The organism is Paenibacillus sp. strain BS8-2, from assembly GCF_054483835.1.
Window position 1 is genome coordinate 2,060,784 of record NZ_CM137010.1, and the last position, 16,370, is coordinate 2,077,153.

Below are 16,370 nucleotides of genomic sequence, written 5' to 3' on the forward strand. Positions count from 1 at the left end.
TCCAATACCTTAGTTGGAATGTCTTCTAGACGCATCGTTCCTTTTCCTTTGTGCCGTCTGACGTGCCAATTGTGCAAGAAGCCGCTCGGCGGCTTCCGGATTATCGTAGCCGCACACTTTGGCCGATAGAGAGGCCAGCTTGGCACGGAGGTTGAGATCAGATTTCTCCTGTCGCATCCGTGCAGCGATTCGCTCCAGTCGGGTTTCCGCAAAAGCCAGCGGCACGCCGAACGCTCCGGCGATCAGCCGATGGTAGTGGGGCTGCTCACGAAGATGATCGAGTTCCCTTAGCATCGGATAAGGAATTGCGCTATAGAGCTGAAAGTGGGCGGCCTGCGATTCTTGCAGATGGACAAAGGCAGGCGGCAGCTGACGTTGATCTCCCGCGTGAAGCGCGGGGTGGCTAAGCTCATGGAAGAATGCGAGGCGCTGCTCTGACTGCTCCAGATGCATATTCAAGAAAATCATGCAATCCCCGTCTTCGTCATAAATGACCTTGGTCTCTCCTTCTGTATATGCCAGATGAACGCCGAATAGCGAGGCAATATGATCCCAATCATCCAGATCCCCCGGATAATGAATGCCGTTTCTTTCGTAGATTGACCCAATCCAAAGCTCCATGTCCGTCGGACGGTACAGCTCGAAATCCAGCTCTTCCATGACGACCTCCCAAATACAAGAATGTATGTTCGTATGTATGGCCAAAAATAAAACCCGCTGGGGGTTTTACTAATTGATGTTGCGTGTATATTCAATTCGCTAGAAGAGCGCGCTAGGTACGGTGGCTTCAAGCTGGATCATTGCCGCCAGCTTCTCTGTCTCTGCGCCGTTTCTCCTTAAATGCGCGGAACATCTCCAGCTCGCGCTTTAGATGCTCGGCTTCTTCCTCGTCCATCTCTTCCGGCGGTCCGCCGAGGTAGGCGATGTAGATGCCGGGTTCCGAGAGGGTCCCTTGATGCTTGCTAATAGCGGACCGGTCTCTTGCATCATTAGAGGGATGATTCGAATCCGGGTGATTGTCGGAATTCGGTTTGACTGGCGTCTTCGCTTCTGGATCGTCCGTAAGTCCCAGCAAATAATCCGCATTGGTCTGAAGCGCGTCCACGAGAACGATCAACGTCTCGTACGGCGGGGCGCTTCGTCCTTGCTCGTAGTTGCCGATCGCGGCCTTGGTCAGGTCAACTAGTCTCGCAAGCTGCTCTTGCGTGAGCTTATGAAGCTTTCTTCGTTCCGTTAACCGATCGGCTCTGAACACAGGAATCTCTCCTAGCATGACAAATGATTCGCAAAAGGTAAAGTACAAGTATATTGTACATTAATTCTGTTTTTTTGCAACAAAAACAAGGATCTTGTACTTTTGAATTGACATGCAAGACTCTTGTCCTTAATATGAGGACAAAAAGTACAAGAATCTTGTACATTGGAGGAGATCGCATTGAAAGGACAAGTAACGAAGAACGTACTCGCGAAGCCGACACCGGAGGAGAAGCAGCAAGCGCAGCGCATATTGCGAAACTATATACAGCTAAAGCTCGTGGTGCGGGATTACCGGGAGCATGAAGAGCTGATCAAGACGACTCTGTATGAAAGCGAGCGGACGAGACGAATCGACGGCGACGAGATATATGGCAACCGTACCGCCAACGCCGTGCAAGTCGCGCATAATCAGAAGCTTGCCGCAGAAGAGTGCGAAATCGTCAGTAATGCGATCGAGCGGGCGGTTGCAATGATTCGGGACGAAGAAGCTAGACAGGCGGTGACGCTGCGCTACTTGAAGGGGCATTCGTATTCCGAAACGCTATATTATATGAGGAGGGGAGAAAAAAGCTCAACGCTCGACCGCCGCATAGGCGATGGAGTATGCTCGGTCGCGATTACGCTGAAGCTATGGGGACTGCTCTACTGGGAGAGTGGCAAAGACTAGGCGGCGCGTCTTTGCATAATGGTCATGGCGGGCCGTCATCCGTTTTTCTTAATGCCAGGCATTTGATTACATCGCTAAATCCTTTATCGAACCAGTCCGTAACGGGTGGCTCGGATAAAGGATTTTTCTTTTTTTGTAATTCATGGTGGATGATTGGTGGTAGTTTGGGGGACACGCGGGGCTGTTCCCGTGTTAAGCTTTAGTTGTCGAAATACGAACAAATGTTCTTTTTTGATGTGTACTAGCGGGGGCTAGGAGGTAAATATCCATTGAGCTGTAGATGTCAAATGGCGCTTAGGATGAGGCGGACTGGCGGCTTTTGAAGGTGACTTTATCCTAGGAGGCGCCGATGACGCTGGCATCGATGGATAGCGAGCTTGTAGGTTGCGCATACCAATGGTTTTCAAGATGAGGACGTGTCTGATGAGCTAACTTTAGTATAAGAGGAAAAAAGATTTAAATGGGTTGATTTTCCTTTATTTGATTTCACCTTTACATATAAGGAACAAGTTGATGGCCACATACTTGAATCCTAAAAAAATGATGAGGTGATGTAAATGACAACAGCAACTTATTCTCAAACAACTTGGAACGGCAACACGGTTAAATGCATTGAGGCTGACGTATCGAGCGTTTCTGTCGATGCAATCGCTGGTACAGTAATGTCTTCTGGAAAATTCGGAGTAAATGGTACTTTTTTCAGCGGTTCCACCCTACTTGGGATAGCCATTAAAAACAACTCAGCTGTTGGAAGTAGTGGTACAGGTACTATTAATGGAACAGCGAGCAAGGTTCTAAATCGTGGAACCTTTTACCGACTTAACGTGTATGGAACAAACTCAACTACGGCAGCAGTAGTCCATCATTTCCGTGACGATCTCTCGATTCCACCTTACCCAAACGGGCAGGTGACATGGGCAATCGGTGGATTAAGCCTATTTTTAAATGAGGGAGACTCTTTCCAAAGCTTTTATCAAAAACTTGATGTCAATGAAAAAGCCTCTGGTGTCAATGATGTAATTGCGAAAGAGGGTATTCTGTATGTAAGTCCTAATAATAGACCTCGTACAGCAATCGGCCTCCTTCCTAATGGTAAAATTTTTCTCTGTGTATTTGCAAATGAAACTCCATGGTATATGAAAGCATTTCTTGAGTTCAAAGGTTGTACTAAAGGTATTTATCTCGATGGTGGTGGATCGTCTCAAATGAGGTACAAAACATCTAATGGACAAATGCTGAATTGGGATCCGAGTAACGATGCTCGTCCTACGAAAACAATGGTTTCTGTAAATCCAACGAGTTGGACTTAAACGGTTTCTGAAGACACCTTATTGTACATTTGTACATGAGGTGTCTTTTTCTGGTAACATTATACTCATAATGAACGTCTAAGTAACAAGTTTGGAAAATAAGGAGGTATAGTATGAAGTTGTTAAGTGTCGTAGTTATAATTTGCTTGATAAGTTTAACGGCTTGCACCTCAAATGAACCATCTATAGAACCTAATCCTTCTCAAGTGTCACCCACACATACCAAGACACCGAGTACCTCTGAAACTGAAAAGGAAAATGAAAAACAAGAGAGGACCGTAATAAAAGTTGAGTTAATTGACGAGGAAAATTTTGTTGGTAATCAAATGGCGTGGATTAAGATGATCAACCAGGATATTACAGCGATTAACGAACAGGATGTAGAAACTGCTTCTACTCTTAGAGGAGTAAGCCCAGATCCTTCCGTGATGATTACGGGTCCAATTAAGTCTGTCAAATTTATTGAGGTCGAACAGTCAACAGATGTCAGCGGAGCGATTCGAGTAGACTATAGGTTCAATGATAACCCGTCAGAGCCACAGTACGCTTTGTATTCATTTGAGAAGAAAGGAAATGGATGGGTTATTGTCGATTGGACAGTCGATACTTCATATCGTCCAGGTCCAAGTGAAATGATTAACCCGCAACTTATTAATGAATCTGAATATTCGGGTGAGCAGCTTGAATGGGTGAAGGTAATCAATCAAGATATAAAAGCGATTGCTATTGGTGACGAGGAAGCTTATGATAAGCTCAGAAATTCAAAACAGTCCATGCAAGCCGATATTCCCCCATTGCCGGTCGTATCAATAGAACTGATTAAAGTCGTCGATCAGAGAGACGACATTGTAATATTACAAGTAGACCGACGCAAATGGGGTGAAGAAGATGTGGAAACCTTCACTAATTATATACTAGGTAAAGAGAATGGGACTTGGTTCATTCGTGATATCGATTGACTTTTCTTACAAAAAAGGTGCAGATTCGACTGAACATGATTTTTCTGTATCTAATCACAGATTTACTATGGATGAAATTCAATAACTAAAACGCGCAACCCCCTCTTAGGAACTTTTTGGAGGGGGTTTTTCAATGCAAAAAACAAGAACGTACGATCTCGTAAAGGTTGTTTTTCTCGAAAACTCTTCATTTTATTAGATATGAATCTCATACACGGGGGGGGGATGAATGATGTCTCAAAATAGAGCAACAGAACAGATGAGTGAACACATGTACCAGAGTAAGGATTCCTTCCCTGGTAAAATTATAAGCAGTTTTTTATCATCCGAACAGAATATGATGTATCTTTTAAATGCCTTATCTGGAGATGAAGGTGCAAAATACGAATTAGAGATTCGGTTTCGAAAGTTCTATTTCCGTATACGGTTCGTCAAATATCTCTCTTCAACAATCAAATACTGTCTTATTGATCAGATCCGATATTATAAAAAGAATGACCATAGAAACGTATTAATATTTGATCAACCGTTCCTAAATAATGAGAAAAAATCAGGCACAATAGGCGAATTTCTTTTATCGAGAAATAATAGGGTGGTAGAAGAACTCATTAAGGATCCGAATGACTTTTATACATCACTATCTAATGAATTACTTGCTATAGCTTTCGAGGCCTTAACTCCAAAACAGAAGTTTGTAATCACATTATCGTATGCTCATTGTTTTCAGGATAATGAGATCGCATCATTAATAGGTGTATCTCCTCAAGCTATATTTAAGACAAGGAATCTAGCGTTAAAGAAAATGAAATCAAAATTAATGGAGGGCGGGAGAAGGGATGAGTGAAGCAGAAGTGTTTTCATCAGTATTTTCGGCTATTAGCCAGGTGGGGTTTCCAATCGTAATCACAACTTATTTATTACTAAGATTTGAGAAAAAGCTTGAAACATTGACAGCAAGCATCTTAAAACTAACCGAAGTCATTATTAAAAATACGAACGGAGAACGCCATGATTGATGAATTTTATGATTTGGTTGAAAAGTCACAAAAAGGTGACAAAGAGGCACTTCAAAAAATCATTTTATTATTCAGACCAGCAATTAATTCTGCTAAGAATAAAATTAAGAATGATCGTAAGGATGATTTGGAACAGATCATCATTGAAAAAATGATTCAGAAGATTCTCATTTATGATTTGGATTATTTACCTGAATACACATCAATCTTTCGCCAGTTATTTAAGGGTTCGTCATGGCTGGGTGCAAAATCTATTTCAGAGAAAGAGTATTTTGATAAGGACCCCGAGTAAATCACGGCTTAAGTAGGTAGTTATTTTAACTCGTCACGTTATCGCAAATACTCGCTTATTCGAAGGTTTTCAGAAGTAGTATAAAACGTATGCCTGATAGAATGGGACGAGCCGTCTGAATAGGCAAACAGTGAGCATACAGGGTAGCGTCAAGAAGTTTGTGTAAGTAGGTTTTTCCATCGGGACGATGGCGTGCTTTAATGGTGGGCTCTCCAACCGGACGACTCGATGTGTTGCATATGCCCTCGAAGTGTTTTTTAATGCTGATGATCTGGTGGCGCCCCATGGACTTTGGATGCTCAGCAATGAGCTGGCCGCCGCAGTGGAAACGCAGTTGGCCGTTCTTCTCATCCTCGAATTCCACGACAGCGCCAACGTATTGGAACGGAACGCTGTAACGATTCGCCTCGAATGAGACATAGCAGTCGCTGGAACCCTTGCGTGAATGCCGCTCGGCATAAGCGAAGCGAGCTTCGGTGACCGGGCTTAGCATCTCTTGCTCTCGCACCTCCCAGGGGACCTGGAAGGTCTTGCCGTGCAGCCGTTTGTTGGCGACGGTCTCCAGCCAGTGACGCGCTTGCGCATTTAAATCCGCAAGCCCGGTGAACGTGCGCACACGCGGCCAAAAGTTCTTGCGCACGTAACCGACGCCGTTCTCCACTTTGCCTTTGGTCCGCGCCCGATACGGTTTGCAGCGACGCAGCGTGAAGCCATAATGCCCGGCAAAGCGCGCAAACTGCTCGTTCCAGACGAGATTGCCATTTTCGTCCTGACTGACCACGACCTTTTTCATATTGTCATAGAGGCAGGTACGGGTCACGCCGCCGAGATACGCAAAGGCGCGTGCGTGACAGCCCATCAGCGTGTCCAGCTTGCTGTCCTCCGCAAACTCCACGTAACATCGACCGCGAGTAGCCAAGCACCATGATGAACGCATACAGTTTCTTCATCTGGTCGTTTTGCGCGACTTTAAATTCGCCACAATCCACCTGCGCTTGCTCGCCGGGCTCCGTTTCGAACCGTTCAGTGGCTTTCGATTGCATTGCCGCCTCAGGGTCTGCATGAAGAGACGAAGCATGGTGCTGCCGCCCGCGTAACCTTTCGCCCGGATCTCGTCGAGAAGGACGCTGGCATTCAGACAGCCCTCCGTCATGCGCTTTCGTACGTAGACTTTGTAAGCCCCCGCTTCCCCGTCATCACCGGCTTGCGCTTTGCGTAGCCGTTAGGTTCGTCTGTCTGAAGCCACTTGCGCACCGTTTTGCGATCTCTTCCCAACTCGTCGGCAATCTGCGTGATGCTGATGCCTCTTTACCGCATATCCTTCATCTTTAAAAAACTTACCGTTCTTCACCAATCTCGACTCTCTCCCTCCGGAGAGTATGTCGGCTTCTAGTGGGGGGATTTTCAACCGTTAATATTGGGGATTTTAGCACTGATCTTCACAATTGAGACCGGCATGTTGTAACAACGAATCGTCAAGTGCAAAGCCTTTGAGTTACCAGTTTCATCTAAAGTGTTGACGACAAACAAGATACTATCCACTTAATGTGAGATAAGGCCTGGCTAGTTGGATAAGGCTAGAGCGGCCTCTACTTCATCCTTGATTACCTGTAACTACTCCATAGCCAGATCATATTCGGACAGCAGTTGTTGTTATGAAGTTTATATTCTTTCTAGGCATGCTTCGAGCCACCCGAGCGATCTGCTACCGCCAGCAGTTAAATTTAAGAGGTGATAAGTATAAGACGATTTTAATATAGTATTTCCTGTGGTTGTTTTTTGATTGCCTTTTTTCACTTTAATAGTATTGAATATTTGAAGCTTTCCTTTGATGAGGGATCGAAGGGAAAGTGCCCTCCAATATTTAAAATTCTAATATGAAAAGAGATGATCACATGTCCTACGGACACGACAACATTTGCGCTATAGGAACAACTACTTCTAACGCTGCATTTAGCACCAGCTTTCAATCTAGCTACCAACAAGGGAATGTTCATGCTGAAATTCCTTCGCTTAAGCAAAACATTCGGGATTTCCGCACTCAGCTTGGGACTGCGGTTGAGTCATTTTTGTTCGGTTCCCTACCTTCGATGACTGGTAATACATCGACTACATTCGATAGCGGGACGAAACAGAATCTAATGAAGTTCCAAGAAGTTGTCGGCATCACTGCAGATGGAATTTATGGCCAAAAGACTAGAAACTTCATGGCTGCCGAGGTTGGCGTTTCGTCTAAAGGTTTTGTCAGGTTGATTAATTCGTCGTATCACTACACTTTGATGGGTGATACTGTTGCCGGCCTAGCGGCAAATGCAACATATAAACAGGATCTGTCCTGGGTAACACCAAGCACGTTTAACACGGTAGAGTCTTTGGCTCAAGCATACTACACCGCAACTTCTAAAAAAATTGAGGTTAATAATGCCTCTCTCATTGATGGGAAAGATATTCCGTTTCATGATTCACATCAGTCCGGTAAGGAAATTGATTTTAGGAATGCAGGCTTAACTGTAGCACAAGAGAAGGCGTTTCTCCTTGCTTGTGAGGCTAACTCGAATGTTCAATTGGTTTACTTTTATACAGATCACGGGCTGTCGTTAACCAAACGTCAGTATCTCGCTAACCATACTGACCACTTCCACGTAAAAACTTATTCGTAATAGGACTTAGTTAAATGACTATAAAACTAATCCATATTTTGAGACCACTGAAATAACTACGTATTTTTTATTTTTGCAAGACAATGCTTATAATAAAAGGGCACCTGCCTCGTAAATAAACGAGCAGATGCCCTTTTTCGGCGTTTTTTTGTAATTCTCAATCGACCAGTTTTAATATTCGCTTCAGATTCACCTCAAAGATCATTGCATACTGTGGACTTCTCAAGAGCGATTATGTTTCTGATTCGTTTCTATTTTTTTAAAAAGGAAGGAAATATACCTTGAAAAAGAATGGAATTAATCAAAGATCCTTAGAACATAAATAGTTTAAATTGATCTAAAAACAGGGGAAATCTTCCTATTCGTAGAAGTATAAAGAGGTGAAATGATTTCCAAACCAAATTGAATAGGAGGTATTTATGAAACATCTTTTTAAAATATCCCTGTTACTCGGCTTTATGGCAGTTTTAGGAGCGTGTAGCGGAAATTCCTTAGAGGGAAACATAGCTCCGACTACACCACCAAGCCTACAACCGAGCAATAACAGCAATGTATCTTCAAGTCCAATCGGAAGCCCTGGCCCGACCTCAGACGTTTCTCCAAAAGATTCGAAAAAAGACAAATTAATAAAGGATATTCAAGAGTTTACAGGAGAAACTACAGTCGATATGAATTTAGGTGGAGAAAATGTAAAAGCAAGATGGGCAAGTACGATGTATTCAAACTTTGGATTTTATATTCCTCCTCAAATAAAAGTAGTAAAGACATTGGAGGGAGGATATAATTTTCAGACGCAAGATGACCGAGCGGAGATTAAGCTCCTTGGTAAATCTTTTGCAACACTTCCAGAGGACTCTTCGTTTATAGACGATGAATTTAGCAAATATGCAGAATATGTTGTAAGTGAGGTTTCTGGCGGGAGACAATATGATTATTTTGAATTGACTTATAAAGATTCTGAAAGTTATTTAATTCTAATGTATCACCCTGAGGTAAGGAAAGAAGTTATGCCATTGTACAACTCCATCTTCGAGAGTGTTCGCTATGAACCAGAAAAGTTTCGAGGGGAGGAATTTAATAGTCCTGAATACGATGAGCAAATTGAACATGGATGAAGATTCGATTTTGACATAATTATCTTGTCGTTTTCAGTAAGCTTATTAGATACGGTCGAGAAGCTCGAATCGGGTTACATTAACCTGATTCGAGCTTCTCAATTTCTATTCCCCTACGTCCCGCAAAACGTCCGATAAGGCCCGCAGCCCTCCGGCACCGGCGCATACTCCGCCTGTTCTGGCGAATGCGCATACGGATCCGCCAACACGCTGAGCAGCCCCTCCATCACGCTCAAATCGCCCTCTACCGCAGCCGCCAGCGCTTCTTCGACCCTGTGATTACGCGGAATGACGGCAGGGTTGCTTGTTTTCATTAACGCCAACGAATCCTCGTCCGCCCCGCGATGCCGGCTCTGACGCACCTGCCACCGTACCTTCCAAGCGGCAAACGCCTCATCCATCCACAAACCTTCGCCTTCCAACCGTCCGAACGTCAGCGACACGAACGTATTCGTATAGTCGGCGCGATGCTGCTGCATCAGGCCAAGCAGATCCTTCGCCAGTGTCTCGTCCTCATCCTCTGTTCCGAACAATCCCAGCTTGCCGCGCATTCCCGCCATCCAGTGGCCGTGATACAAGTCCGTGAACTCACTCAGCGCCTCCTCGGCGAGCTTAACCGCTTGCTCCTCGTCGTCATGGAGCAACGGCAGCAGTGATTCCGCGAGCCGCGCCAAGTTCCATACGCCGATATACGGCTGGTTCCCATAGGCGTAGCGGCCGTTGGCATCGATCGAGCTGAACACCGTCTTGGGGTCAAAGGCATCCAGAAACGCGCAAGGTCCGTAGTCGATCGTCTCGCCGCTAATCGTCATATTGTCGGTGTTCATGACGCCATGGACAAAGCCGACGAGCATCCACTTCGCGATCAGCTCCGCCTGACGGCCAATGACCCCGCGCAGCAGCGCCAAATAACGCCCGTCATCCAGCGAGATGCCGGGATAGTGCCGCTCCAGCGCATAATCCGCCAGCGCGTATAGCGCCTCAGCGCCGCCCCAATTGGCGGCGTACTGGAACGTGCCGACGCGCAGATGGCTGGCCGCGACGCGAGTCAGCACTGCACCCGGCAGCACGGTTTCGCGGAAGACGGGCTCGCCCGTCGCCACGACCGCCAGGCTGCGGGTCGTCGGGATGCCCAGCGCGTGCATCGCCTCGCTGATCATGTATTCGCGCAGCATGGGGCCAAGCGCGGCCCGTCCATCGCCGCGTCTCGAGTATGGCGTAGCGCCAGCTCCCTTGAACTGGACGTCGAACCTTCGTCCGTCCGGCACTATTTGCTCGCCAAGCAGAATGGCCCTGCCATCCCCCAGCATCGTGAAGTTCCCGAATTGATGCCCCGCATAAGCTTGCGCCAGAGGCAACGCCCCTTCGGGGATGGAGTTTCCCGCCAGCACGGCAGCCCCCTCGATGCCCGATAATGCTTCTGCATCGAGCCCTAGCTCGCCCGCAAGCGGACGATTCAGCACAATAATCTGTGGCTCTTCGACTGGAGTCGGCAGCTGCTCCGTAAACAAATTTGACGGCAGACCGGCGTAGCTGTTATCAAAGCTCCAACCAGCCGCAGACGATAGTGTACTATTCGTTGATTCGTTCAATCGTATCACCCGCAGATTCAGACATGTTTTCTAGTATTATACCCTTTCCAAGGGGATATTCGAAGCTCCCAAAGGGCGTACCCTTGATCATGTGCCGTGACTTTTTCCGATATAGTATAATGAATGCATATGCCATTTCCCTATTATTGGACGAAAAGAGGATGAACATGCCCTTTCATTATTGGCGATCGGACAGACTGACGTTAAGAGCACTGCAATCATCGGATATTACATTGTTTCAAGCGCTGGACGACGAGGTGAATCGGCTGGTGGATATGATTCACTTCCCGCAATCGCCAGAGAAGCAGATCCAGTGGCTGGAGGCCGAGCAGCGCAATCGGATGGGCGACGCGTTCCGGTGGGTGGCCGAGACGCATGATGGAGAGCTCGTCGGGACGATCAACACTTTCGCCTGCAATAAGCGTTACGGCAACTTCAAATATGGCATATCCTTGCTGCCGGAGCAACGATCGAAAGGATATGGAGCGGAGATGGTCGTATCGGTGCTGCGCTTCTACTTCCACGAGCTGAACTATCATAAGGCAACGCCGCATGTCTATTCGTTTAACCCGGCTTCAATCCAGCTCCATAATAAGCTCGGCTTCGTACAGGAAGGTTGTCTCAGAGAGATGATTTATACCAATGGCGAATACCACGATGAAATTCATTACGGCATGACGGCTCCGGAATTTGATCGGTTGTACGGGAAACAGGATCTGCCAAGCAAGCTCTGGAATCGGAAGGAGCTTTAATATGAATTTCGATTGGATCAAACGGGTCTTATATTTCCTTATTTTCATAAGCTGCGTCTGGATATGTATGGAGCTTTTCCGTAGAGATATTCCTGTTGCGGGTCTGCTGCTGACGGGATTCGGTTTCGTCATGCTGAAGTTTGTTGGAGAGGTCGAGGAATATACGCTTGCGTTGAGGAGCGATCTGAGCCAGCTTGCATCGCGTTTGCAATCACAGGAGCAGGACATGCTACACATGCAGCAGCAGCGACGCGTGGACTAACACAAAAAGGCGGCACGATGGCCGCCTATTTCCTTACATGATAAATTGTCCGATGATCATTAGCACCAACCCGAAGATGGATGCCCCGCGTTTCACGCCTCGATTGTCACGGGGTTTCAGGAATAAGCTGATGACAAATCCGACAGGCAGGGCGAGACCGTTAATTGCGATGTAGAACGTACCGAGAAAATAATAGCCAATGAGCTTTAAGATGAGCAACTCTTCGTCACGTTCTCTTCCATTGTACAAGACAGCGATGCCCACGACGAATACGATCAGCCAAAGAAAAAGAAACATACCCATTCCTCCTAGTCGCTTCGAAGCCATAGTCATATTCATATATACGCCGATTACAAATATTAGTTTCCATAATCAGGAACATAAGGTTAGACTATACTTATACTGACAAGGGAGGAAAATCGATATGAAGAACGAAACTCCTAATATCCACGAATCCCAGCCGTCCCGTCCGTTTATTCCGGAGGAGCCTTACAAGGATGATCTTCTGGAAGGCCTTCAGCGCACAGAAGGAGGCGGGCCGATGCGCAGGGTGGACATGAATGTGATGCCGAAGCCGCTTCGCTACTTCGGTTATTCGATTATGGCAGTGATGCTCGTAGGCGTAGCTATAATAATCGTGAGCGGTTATTTGAAGTAAAAGAAATTAATCCAAATATTTGTCCAACCGCTTGAACGATCCGGTAAGTCTGCCGAGTCCGACAGCTGCGGCAAACATAGGACGTTGCAGCCACAATGGCATGCCAGCGATTAGTGTATTTTGCAGCTGTAAAATATAGAATGCAAAGAAGATGTTTTTGGGATTGCCCTTGGCATCGGTCAAACCGTCATCCATGAGACCGTAATGGATACGAACGGATTTCTCGAAGCCGCCTCCCGGCGAAAGCCGAACCTGGAAGCGAACGGGGCGGTCGGAGCGGTTGTTAAAGGTATGCGACTCACTGTGCGGCACTAGCAAGGAGGTTCCAGGCTTCAATGCCTGTTGCTTACCTTCATGCGTAACGGCCAGCTCGCCTTCCATTACCGTAAATTCTTCTGTGAACCGGTCATGGTAATGTAGTGGAGGGCCGGATGCCCCTGCCGGCAATGTCACCTCAATGAGCAGATAGTCCTTGTTCGACTCCAGGAATGAGATCGTTTCTCCGGTATATCGATGAGTAACGGTTTGTTTCTTCAGTTGCGTCGGTTGCGACAATGATGACAGCTCCTATTCGTGGTTATGAGATTGTATCAACTAAAGGTATTCTACTTGATTTAGTAAGGTATGCCTACACTTGTCGATCCGATTCGACCCTATTGGGAAAAAGTAACACGACGGTGTCGCGCCAGGCTTCGGATACCAGCATGCAGCATGGAACAAAAAAAGCCGCCCTTCACTTCCACGTTGGAAGCCGTAAGGGCGGTTTCTTGTTAACACGAGGCGTTCGTTAGCCGGCCACCGTGTTATACGTCATAATCCAGATCGAGCCTGCAACGATCGTCATCATGATGACGAGTCCGAAGATCAGAGCAATCAGGTTGAAGCGAGGTTTCTCTTCGTCACGGATATGCATGAAGAAGAGGAGCTGCACAGCGAATTGCAGAATCGCCATGACGAGTATGATAATCGTGTTGACTTGTTTGCTGAACATCTCGTTCATGACAACGACAAGCGGGATAATCGTAAGCAAGATCGACAAGATGAAGCCAATGACATAAGACTTCAGCGAGCCGCTGTGGCCGCCGCCATGCGCGTCGTGTCCGTGTCCGTGTCCGTTGCCGGCAGGAGTGTTATGGTTGTTCGCCATCTTACATCACCCCCATCAGGTAGACAATCGTGAAGACAAAGATCCAGACGACGTCGAGGAAATGCCAGTACAAGCTGATCACGTTGACCTTACGTTTGGTCACGTCGGTAATCCCGCGTCTTGCAAGCTGGATAATCAATGCCGTCATCCACACCAGACCGACCGATACGTGTAGACCGTGTGTGCCGACTAGCGTAAAGAATGCAGACCAATATGCGCTGGTGCCAATAGCTGCACCTTCATGAACCAAGTGGATAAACTCCGTTACCTCAAGGTAGATAAAGGAGGCGCCAAGCAGCGCGGTTATGATAAGCCAGGTAATAAGACCTTTTTTGTTGCCTCTATTCATCTCCAGCAACGCGACGCCGCTGGTAAAGCTGCTTGTAAGCAAGATGAATGTGGAGGCGATGATACCTGGCAGCTCGATCAGATCAGCACCCGTCGGTCCGCCTGCCGTGTTGAGGCGAAGGACGACGAATGTTGCGAACAGCGTGCCGAACAGGATAACGTCGGTAATAAGGAACAGCCAGAAGCCGAATACCTTCATGCCTTCTAGGTCGTGATGGTCGTGTCCGTGGGCGTCATGGCCGCCATGCGCTGCATGTCCGCCGCCGCTGTGGCCATGGGCCGCGGCAAGAGGCTGACTCTTGCCGCCGGACAGGAATTTGTTCAGTAGTGCCATTAGTGAGCCCCCCTTGCCGCGGCTTCCGTACGCCGCACTTCTTCAACAGGAATATAGTAGTCGGTATCGTAGGTAAACGATCTTGCTAACATACAGATGATCACGCCAGCCATGCCGGTAAAGATCATCCATTTCCAATCCCAGACAAAGCCGAAGCCGGCGACGAACCAGCAAAGCGACATGATGAACGGGATACCGGAGTTTTTCGGCATGTGGATCGGCTCCAGAGGAGCTTGCTCCGCCGCGATGACTTCCGGAGCATCTTTTTCGCCTCTGAGCGCCCGCTGTTTTTTCTCCCAGAAGTCGTCTTGGCTTGTTACGACAGGAATTCTGGCAAAGTTGTACATCGGGGCTGGCGATGGAATCGACCATTCCAGCGTGCGTCCATCCCATGAATCGCCGGATTTTTCCTTCTTCAAGAACTTGATGCTGTGCGCGATCTGCCAGACTTGGAAGATAAACGCGATACCCATCAAGAAGGCGCCGACCGTGGACACCACGTTAAGCGGCTGCCAGCCCATATCGAAGTTGTATTCGTTGAAGCGGCGTGTCATACCCATGAGACCAAGTGCGTATTGCGGCATGAAGCAGACATAGAAGCCGATATTCCAGAACCAGAAAGCCCATTTGCCAAGACCTTCGTGGAGCTTAAAGCCGAACATTTTGGGCCACCAGTAGTACAGACCCGCGAAATAACCGAACACAACGCCGCCGATCAACACTTGGTGGAAGTGCGCGATCAGGAAGTAGCTGTTATGGAACTGGAAGTCAGCCGGAGCAACAGACAAGAGCACCCCGGTCATACCACCCACGACGAAACATGGGATAAAGGCGATCGTCCATAACATCGGTGTCGGGAATGACAGCTTGCCTCGGTACATGGTGAACAGCCAATTGAACACCTTGACCCCTGTCGGAATCGCGATAATCATGGTCGTTATGGCAAAGAAGGCGTTGACGTTCGCGCCGGAGCCCATCGTAAAGAAGTGATGCGCCCAAGTAAAGAAGGAGAAGAAGCTGATGGACATAAGTGCGAATACCATCGACTTGTAGCCGAACAGCTTTTTCTTGGAGAAGGTGGCAACGATCTCCGAGAAAATGCCGAATGCCGGCAGGATAACGATATATACTTCGGGATGACCCCACATCCAGATGAGGTTGAGGTACATCATCGGATTGCCGCCGCCGTCGAGCGTGAAGAAGTGTGCCCCGAGATAGCGGTCAAGGAATAACAGGAATAAGGTAACGGTCAGAATCGGGAATGCGAACATGATGGTGACGCATGAAGATAGAACCGACCAAGTGAACATCGGCATCTTCAGCAGTTTCATGCCAGGCGCGCGCATCTTAAGGATCGTAACGACGAAGTTAATCCCTGTCGCGAGCGAGCCAATACCGGATATCTGTATGCCCCATATATAGAAGTCTTGCCCGACGCCGGGACTGCCTGACAGCTCCGAGAGCGGCGGATAAGCGAGCCAGCCTGCATCAGGAGAGCCGCCGATAATGAACGAAACGTTGAAGAGCATGGCCCCGAAGAAGAACATCCAGAAGCTTAGGGAGTTCAGGAACGGGAACGCGACGTCGCGCGCGCCAATCTGGAGCGGAACGACGATATTGAATAAACCGAACATAAGCGGCATCGCCATAAAGAGAATCATAATGACGCCATGCGTTGTGAAGATCGCATTGTAGTGGTCCGCGTGCAGGAATTCCACCTCAGGCGCAGCTAGCTGAACGCGCATGAGCAAGGCGTCAACGCCGCCGCGGAACAGCATCAGAATCGATGCGATGATGTACATGATGCCGATCTTCTTATGATCGACGGAGGTGAGCCATTCCGTCCAGAGCCACTTCCACTTTTTGAAATAGGAAAGCGTGAAGACAATCGCCACGAGCGTCAGCGCGATGGATACTTGTGCACCGAGGATGAGCGGGTCGCCCGTCACGAAAAACTCGGATGAAAATTCTTTGATTTTATCCCACATGAAGCTTTCTCCT

Annotated in this window: 20 protein-coding genes; 11 read left to right on the forward strand and 9 right to left on the reverse strand. The window is 47.6% G+C overall.

Features of this window, described 5'->3' with window-relative positions; genetic code table 11:
* Positions 1-9 precede the first annotated feature (9 nt).
* Both ACX1C1_RS08990 and ACX1C1_RS08995 read right to left on the reverse strand, forming a co-directional pair.
* Positions 10-660 carry an ImmA/IrrE family metallo-endopeptidase gene (locus ACX1C1_RS08990; protein WP_458956751.1) on the reverse strand — a complete coding sequence of 217 codons (651 nt, stop codon included), beginning with the start codon at positions 658-660 and terminating at the stop codon, positions 10-12.
* A 127-nt stretch (positions 661-787) separates the two neighbouring features.
* Complete coding sequence (locus tag ACX1C1_RS08995) at positions 788-1,255, reverse strand: helix-turn-helix domain-containing protein (RefSeq protein ID WP_458956752.1); 468 nt, start codon at positions 1,253-1,255, stop codon at positions 788-790.
* Between the two features lie 180 nt (positions 1,256-1,435).
* Between ACX1C1_RS08995 and ACX1C1_RS09000 the strand changes: the two genes are divergently transcribed.
* From ACX1C1_RS09000 to ACX1C1_RS09025, 6 genes are all read left to right on the forward strand, one after another.
* Positions 1,436-1,924 carry a hypothetical protein gene (locus ACX1C1_RS09000; RefSeq protein ID WP_458956753.1) on the forward strand — a complete coding sequence of 163 codons (489 nt, stop codon included), beginning with the start codon at positions 1,436-1,438 and terminating at the stop codon, positions 1,922-1,924.
* Between the two features lie 557 nt (positions 1,925-2,481).
* Entirely contained in the window at positions 2,482-3,234 is a 753-nt protein-coding gene (locus ACX1C1_RS09005) for a phosphodiester glycosidase family protein (RefSeq protein ID WP_458956754.1), read from the forward strand.
* A 113-nt stretch (positions 3,235-3,347) separates the two neighbouring features.
* The gene (locus ACX1C1_RS09010; protein WP_458956755.1) at positions 3,348-4,193 is read left to right on the forward strand and encodes a hypothetical protein; all 846 of its coding nucleotides are present in this window, start codon (positions 3,348-3,350) and stop codon (positions 4,191-4,193) included.
* A 229-nt stretch (positions 4,194-4,422) separates the two neighbouring features.
* Entirely contained in the window at positions 4,423-5,037 is a 615-nt protein-coding gene (locus tag ACX1C1_RS09015; protein WP_458956756.1) for a sigma-70 RNA polymerase sigma factor region 4 domain-containing protein, read from the forward strand.
* A complete protein-coding gene (locus ACX1C1_RS09020) occupies positions 5,030-5,209 on the forward strand; it encodes a YvrJ family protein (protein ID WP_458956757.1) in 180 nt (59 codons plus the stop codon). Before ACX1C1_RS09015 ends, ACX1C1_RS09020 begins: the two co-directional genes overlap by 8 nt.
* On the forward strand, positions 5,202-5,501 hold the full coding sequence (locus ACX1C1_RS09025) for a helix-turn-helix domain-containing protein (protein WP_458956758.1): 300 nt from the start codon (positions 5,202-5,204) through the stop codon (positions 5,499-5,501). The genes ACX1C1_RS09020 and ACX1C1_RS09025 overlap by 8 nt, the downstream gene beginning before the upstream one ends.
* Positions 5,502-5,556: 55 nt before the next feature.
* Here the strand turns inward: ACX1C1_RS09025 and ACX1C1_RS09030 are convergent, their stop codons facing one another.
* Entirely contained in the window at positions 5,557-6,396 is an 840-nt protein-coding gene (locus tag ACX1C1_RS09030) for a Mu transposase domain-containing protein (protein ID WP_458956759.1), read from the reverse strand.
* Between the two features lie 1,000 nt (positions 6,397-7,396).
* Between ACX1C1_RS09030 and ACX1C1_RS09035 the strand changes: the two genes are divergently transcribed.
* Together ACX1C1_RS09035 and ACX1C1_RS09040 are read left to right on the forward strand one after the other, a co-directional pair.
* Entirely contained in the window at positions 7,397-8,161 is a 765-nt protein-coding gene (locus ACX1C1_RS09035; protein ID WP_458956760.1) for a peptidoglycan-binding protein, read from the forward strand.
* 419 nt (positions 8,162-8,580) lie between these two features.
* Complete coding sequence (locus tag ACX1C1_RS09040; protein WP_458956761.1) at positions 8,581-9,276, forward strand: hypothetical protein; 696 nt, start codon at positions 8,581-8,583, stop codon at positions 9,274-9,276.
* A gap of 113 nt (positions 9,277-9,389) precedes the next feature.
* Here ACX1C1_RS09040 and ACX1C1_RS09045 read toward each other — a convergent pair whose 3' ends face one another.
* On the reverse strand, positions 9,390-10,868 hold the full coding sequence (locus tag ACX1C1_RS09045) for a protein adenylyltransferase SelO (RefSeq protein ID WP_458956762.1): 1,479 nt from the start codon (positions 10,866-10,868) through the stop codon (positions 9,390-9,392).
* A gap of 167 nt (positions 10,869-11,035) precedes the next feature.
* Here ACX1C1_RS09045 and ACX1C1_RS09050 point away from each other — a divergent pair, with 167 nt between their 5' ends.
* Both ACX1C1_RS09050 and ACX1C1_RS09055 read left to right on the forward strand, forming a co-directional pair.
* Positions 11,036-11,620, forward strand: a complete 585-nt coding sequence (locus ACX1C1_RS09050; RefSeq protein ID WP_458956763.1) for a GNAT family N-acetyltransferase — start codon at positions 11,036-11,038, stop codon at positions 11,618-11,620.
* A 1-nt stretch (position 11,621) separates the two neighbouring features.
* Positions 11,622-11,882 (forward strand): hypothetical protein, encoded by a 261-nt coding sequence (locus ACX1C1_RS09055; RefSeq protein ID WP_458956764.1) that lies wholly within the window; start codon positions 11,622-11,624, stop codon positions 11,880-11,882.
* A 33-nt stretch (positions 11,883-11,915) separates the two neighbouring features.
* Here ACX1C1_RS09055 and ACX1C1_RS09060 read toward each other — a convergent pair whose 3' ends face one another.
* The gene (locus tag ACX1C1_RS09060; protein ID WP_458956765.1) at positions 11,916-12,179 is read right to left on the reverse strand and encodes a hypothetical protein; all 264 of its coding nucleotides are present in this window, start codon (positions 12,177-12,179) and stop codon (positions 11,916-11,918) included.
* Between the two features lie 127 nt (positions 12,180-12,306).
* Here ACX1C1_RS09060 and ACX1C1_RS09065 point away from each other — a divergent pair, with 127 nt between their 5' ends.
* Complete coding sequence (locus ACX1C1_RS09065) at positions 12,307-12,540, forward strand: hypothetical protein (RefSeq protein ID WP_458956766.1); 234 nt, start codon at positions 12,307-12,309, stop codon at positions 12,538-12,540.
* 6 nt (positions 12,541-12,546) lie between these two features.
* Here the strand turns inward: ACX1C1_RS09065 and ACX1C1_RS09070 are convergent, their stop codons facing one another.
* From ACX1C1_RS09070 to ACX1C1_RS09085, 4 genes are all read right to left on the reverse strand, one after another.
* Entirely contained in the window at positions 12,547-13,095 is a 549-nt protein-coding gene (locus ACX1C1_RS09070; protein ID WP_458956767.1) for a cupin domain-containing protein, read from the reverse strand.
* A 232-nt stretch (positions 13,096-13,327) separates the two neighbouring features.
* Positions 13,328-13,687 (reverse strand): cytochrome o ubiquinol oxidase subunit IV, encoded by a 360-nt coding sequence (gene cyoD / locus ACX1C1_RS09075; RefSeq protein ID WP_458956768.1) that lies wholly within the window; start codon positions 13,685-13,687, stop codon positions 13,328-13,330.
* A 1-nt stretch (position 13,688) separates the two neighbouring features.
* Entirely contained in the window at positions 13,689-14,369 is a 681-nt protein-coding gene (gene cyoC / locus ACX1C1_RS09080; RefSeq protein WP_458956769.1) for a cytochrome o ubiquinol oxidase subunit III, read from the reverse strand.
* The gene (locus ACX1C1_RS09085) at positions 14,369-16,357 is read right to left on the reverse strand and encodes a cbb3-type cytochrome c oxidase subunit I (protein WP_458956770.1); all 1,989 of its coding nucleotides are present in this window, start codon (positions 16,355-16,357) and stop codon (positions 14,369-14,371) included. The genes cyoC and ACX1C1_RS09085 overlap by 1 nt, the downstream gene beginning before the upstream one ends.
* Positions 16,358-16,370 lie beyond the last annotated feature (13 nt).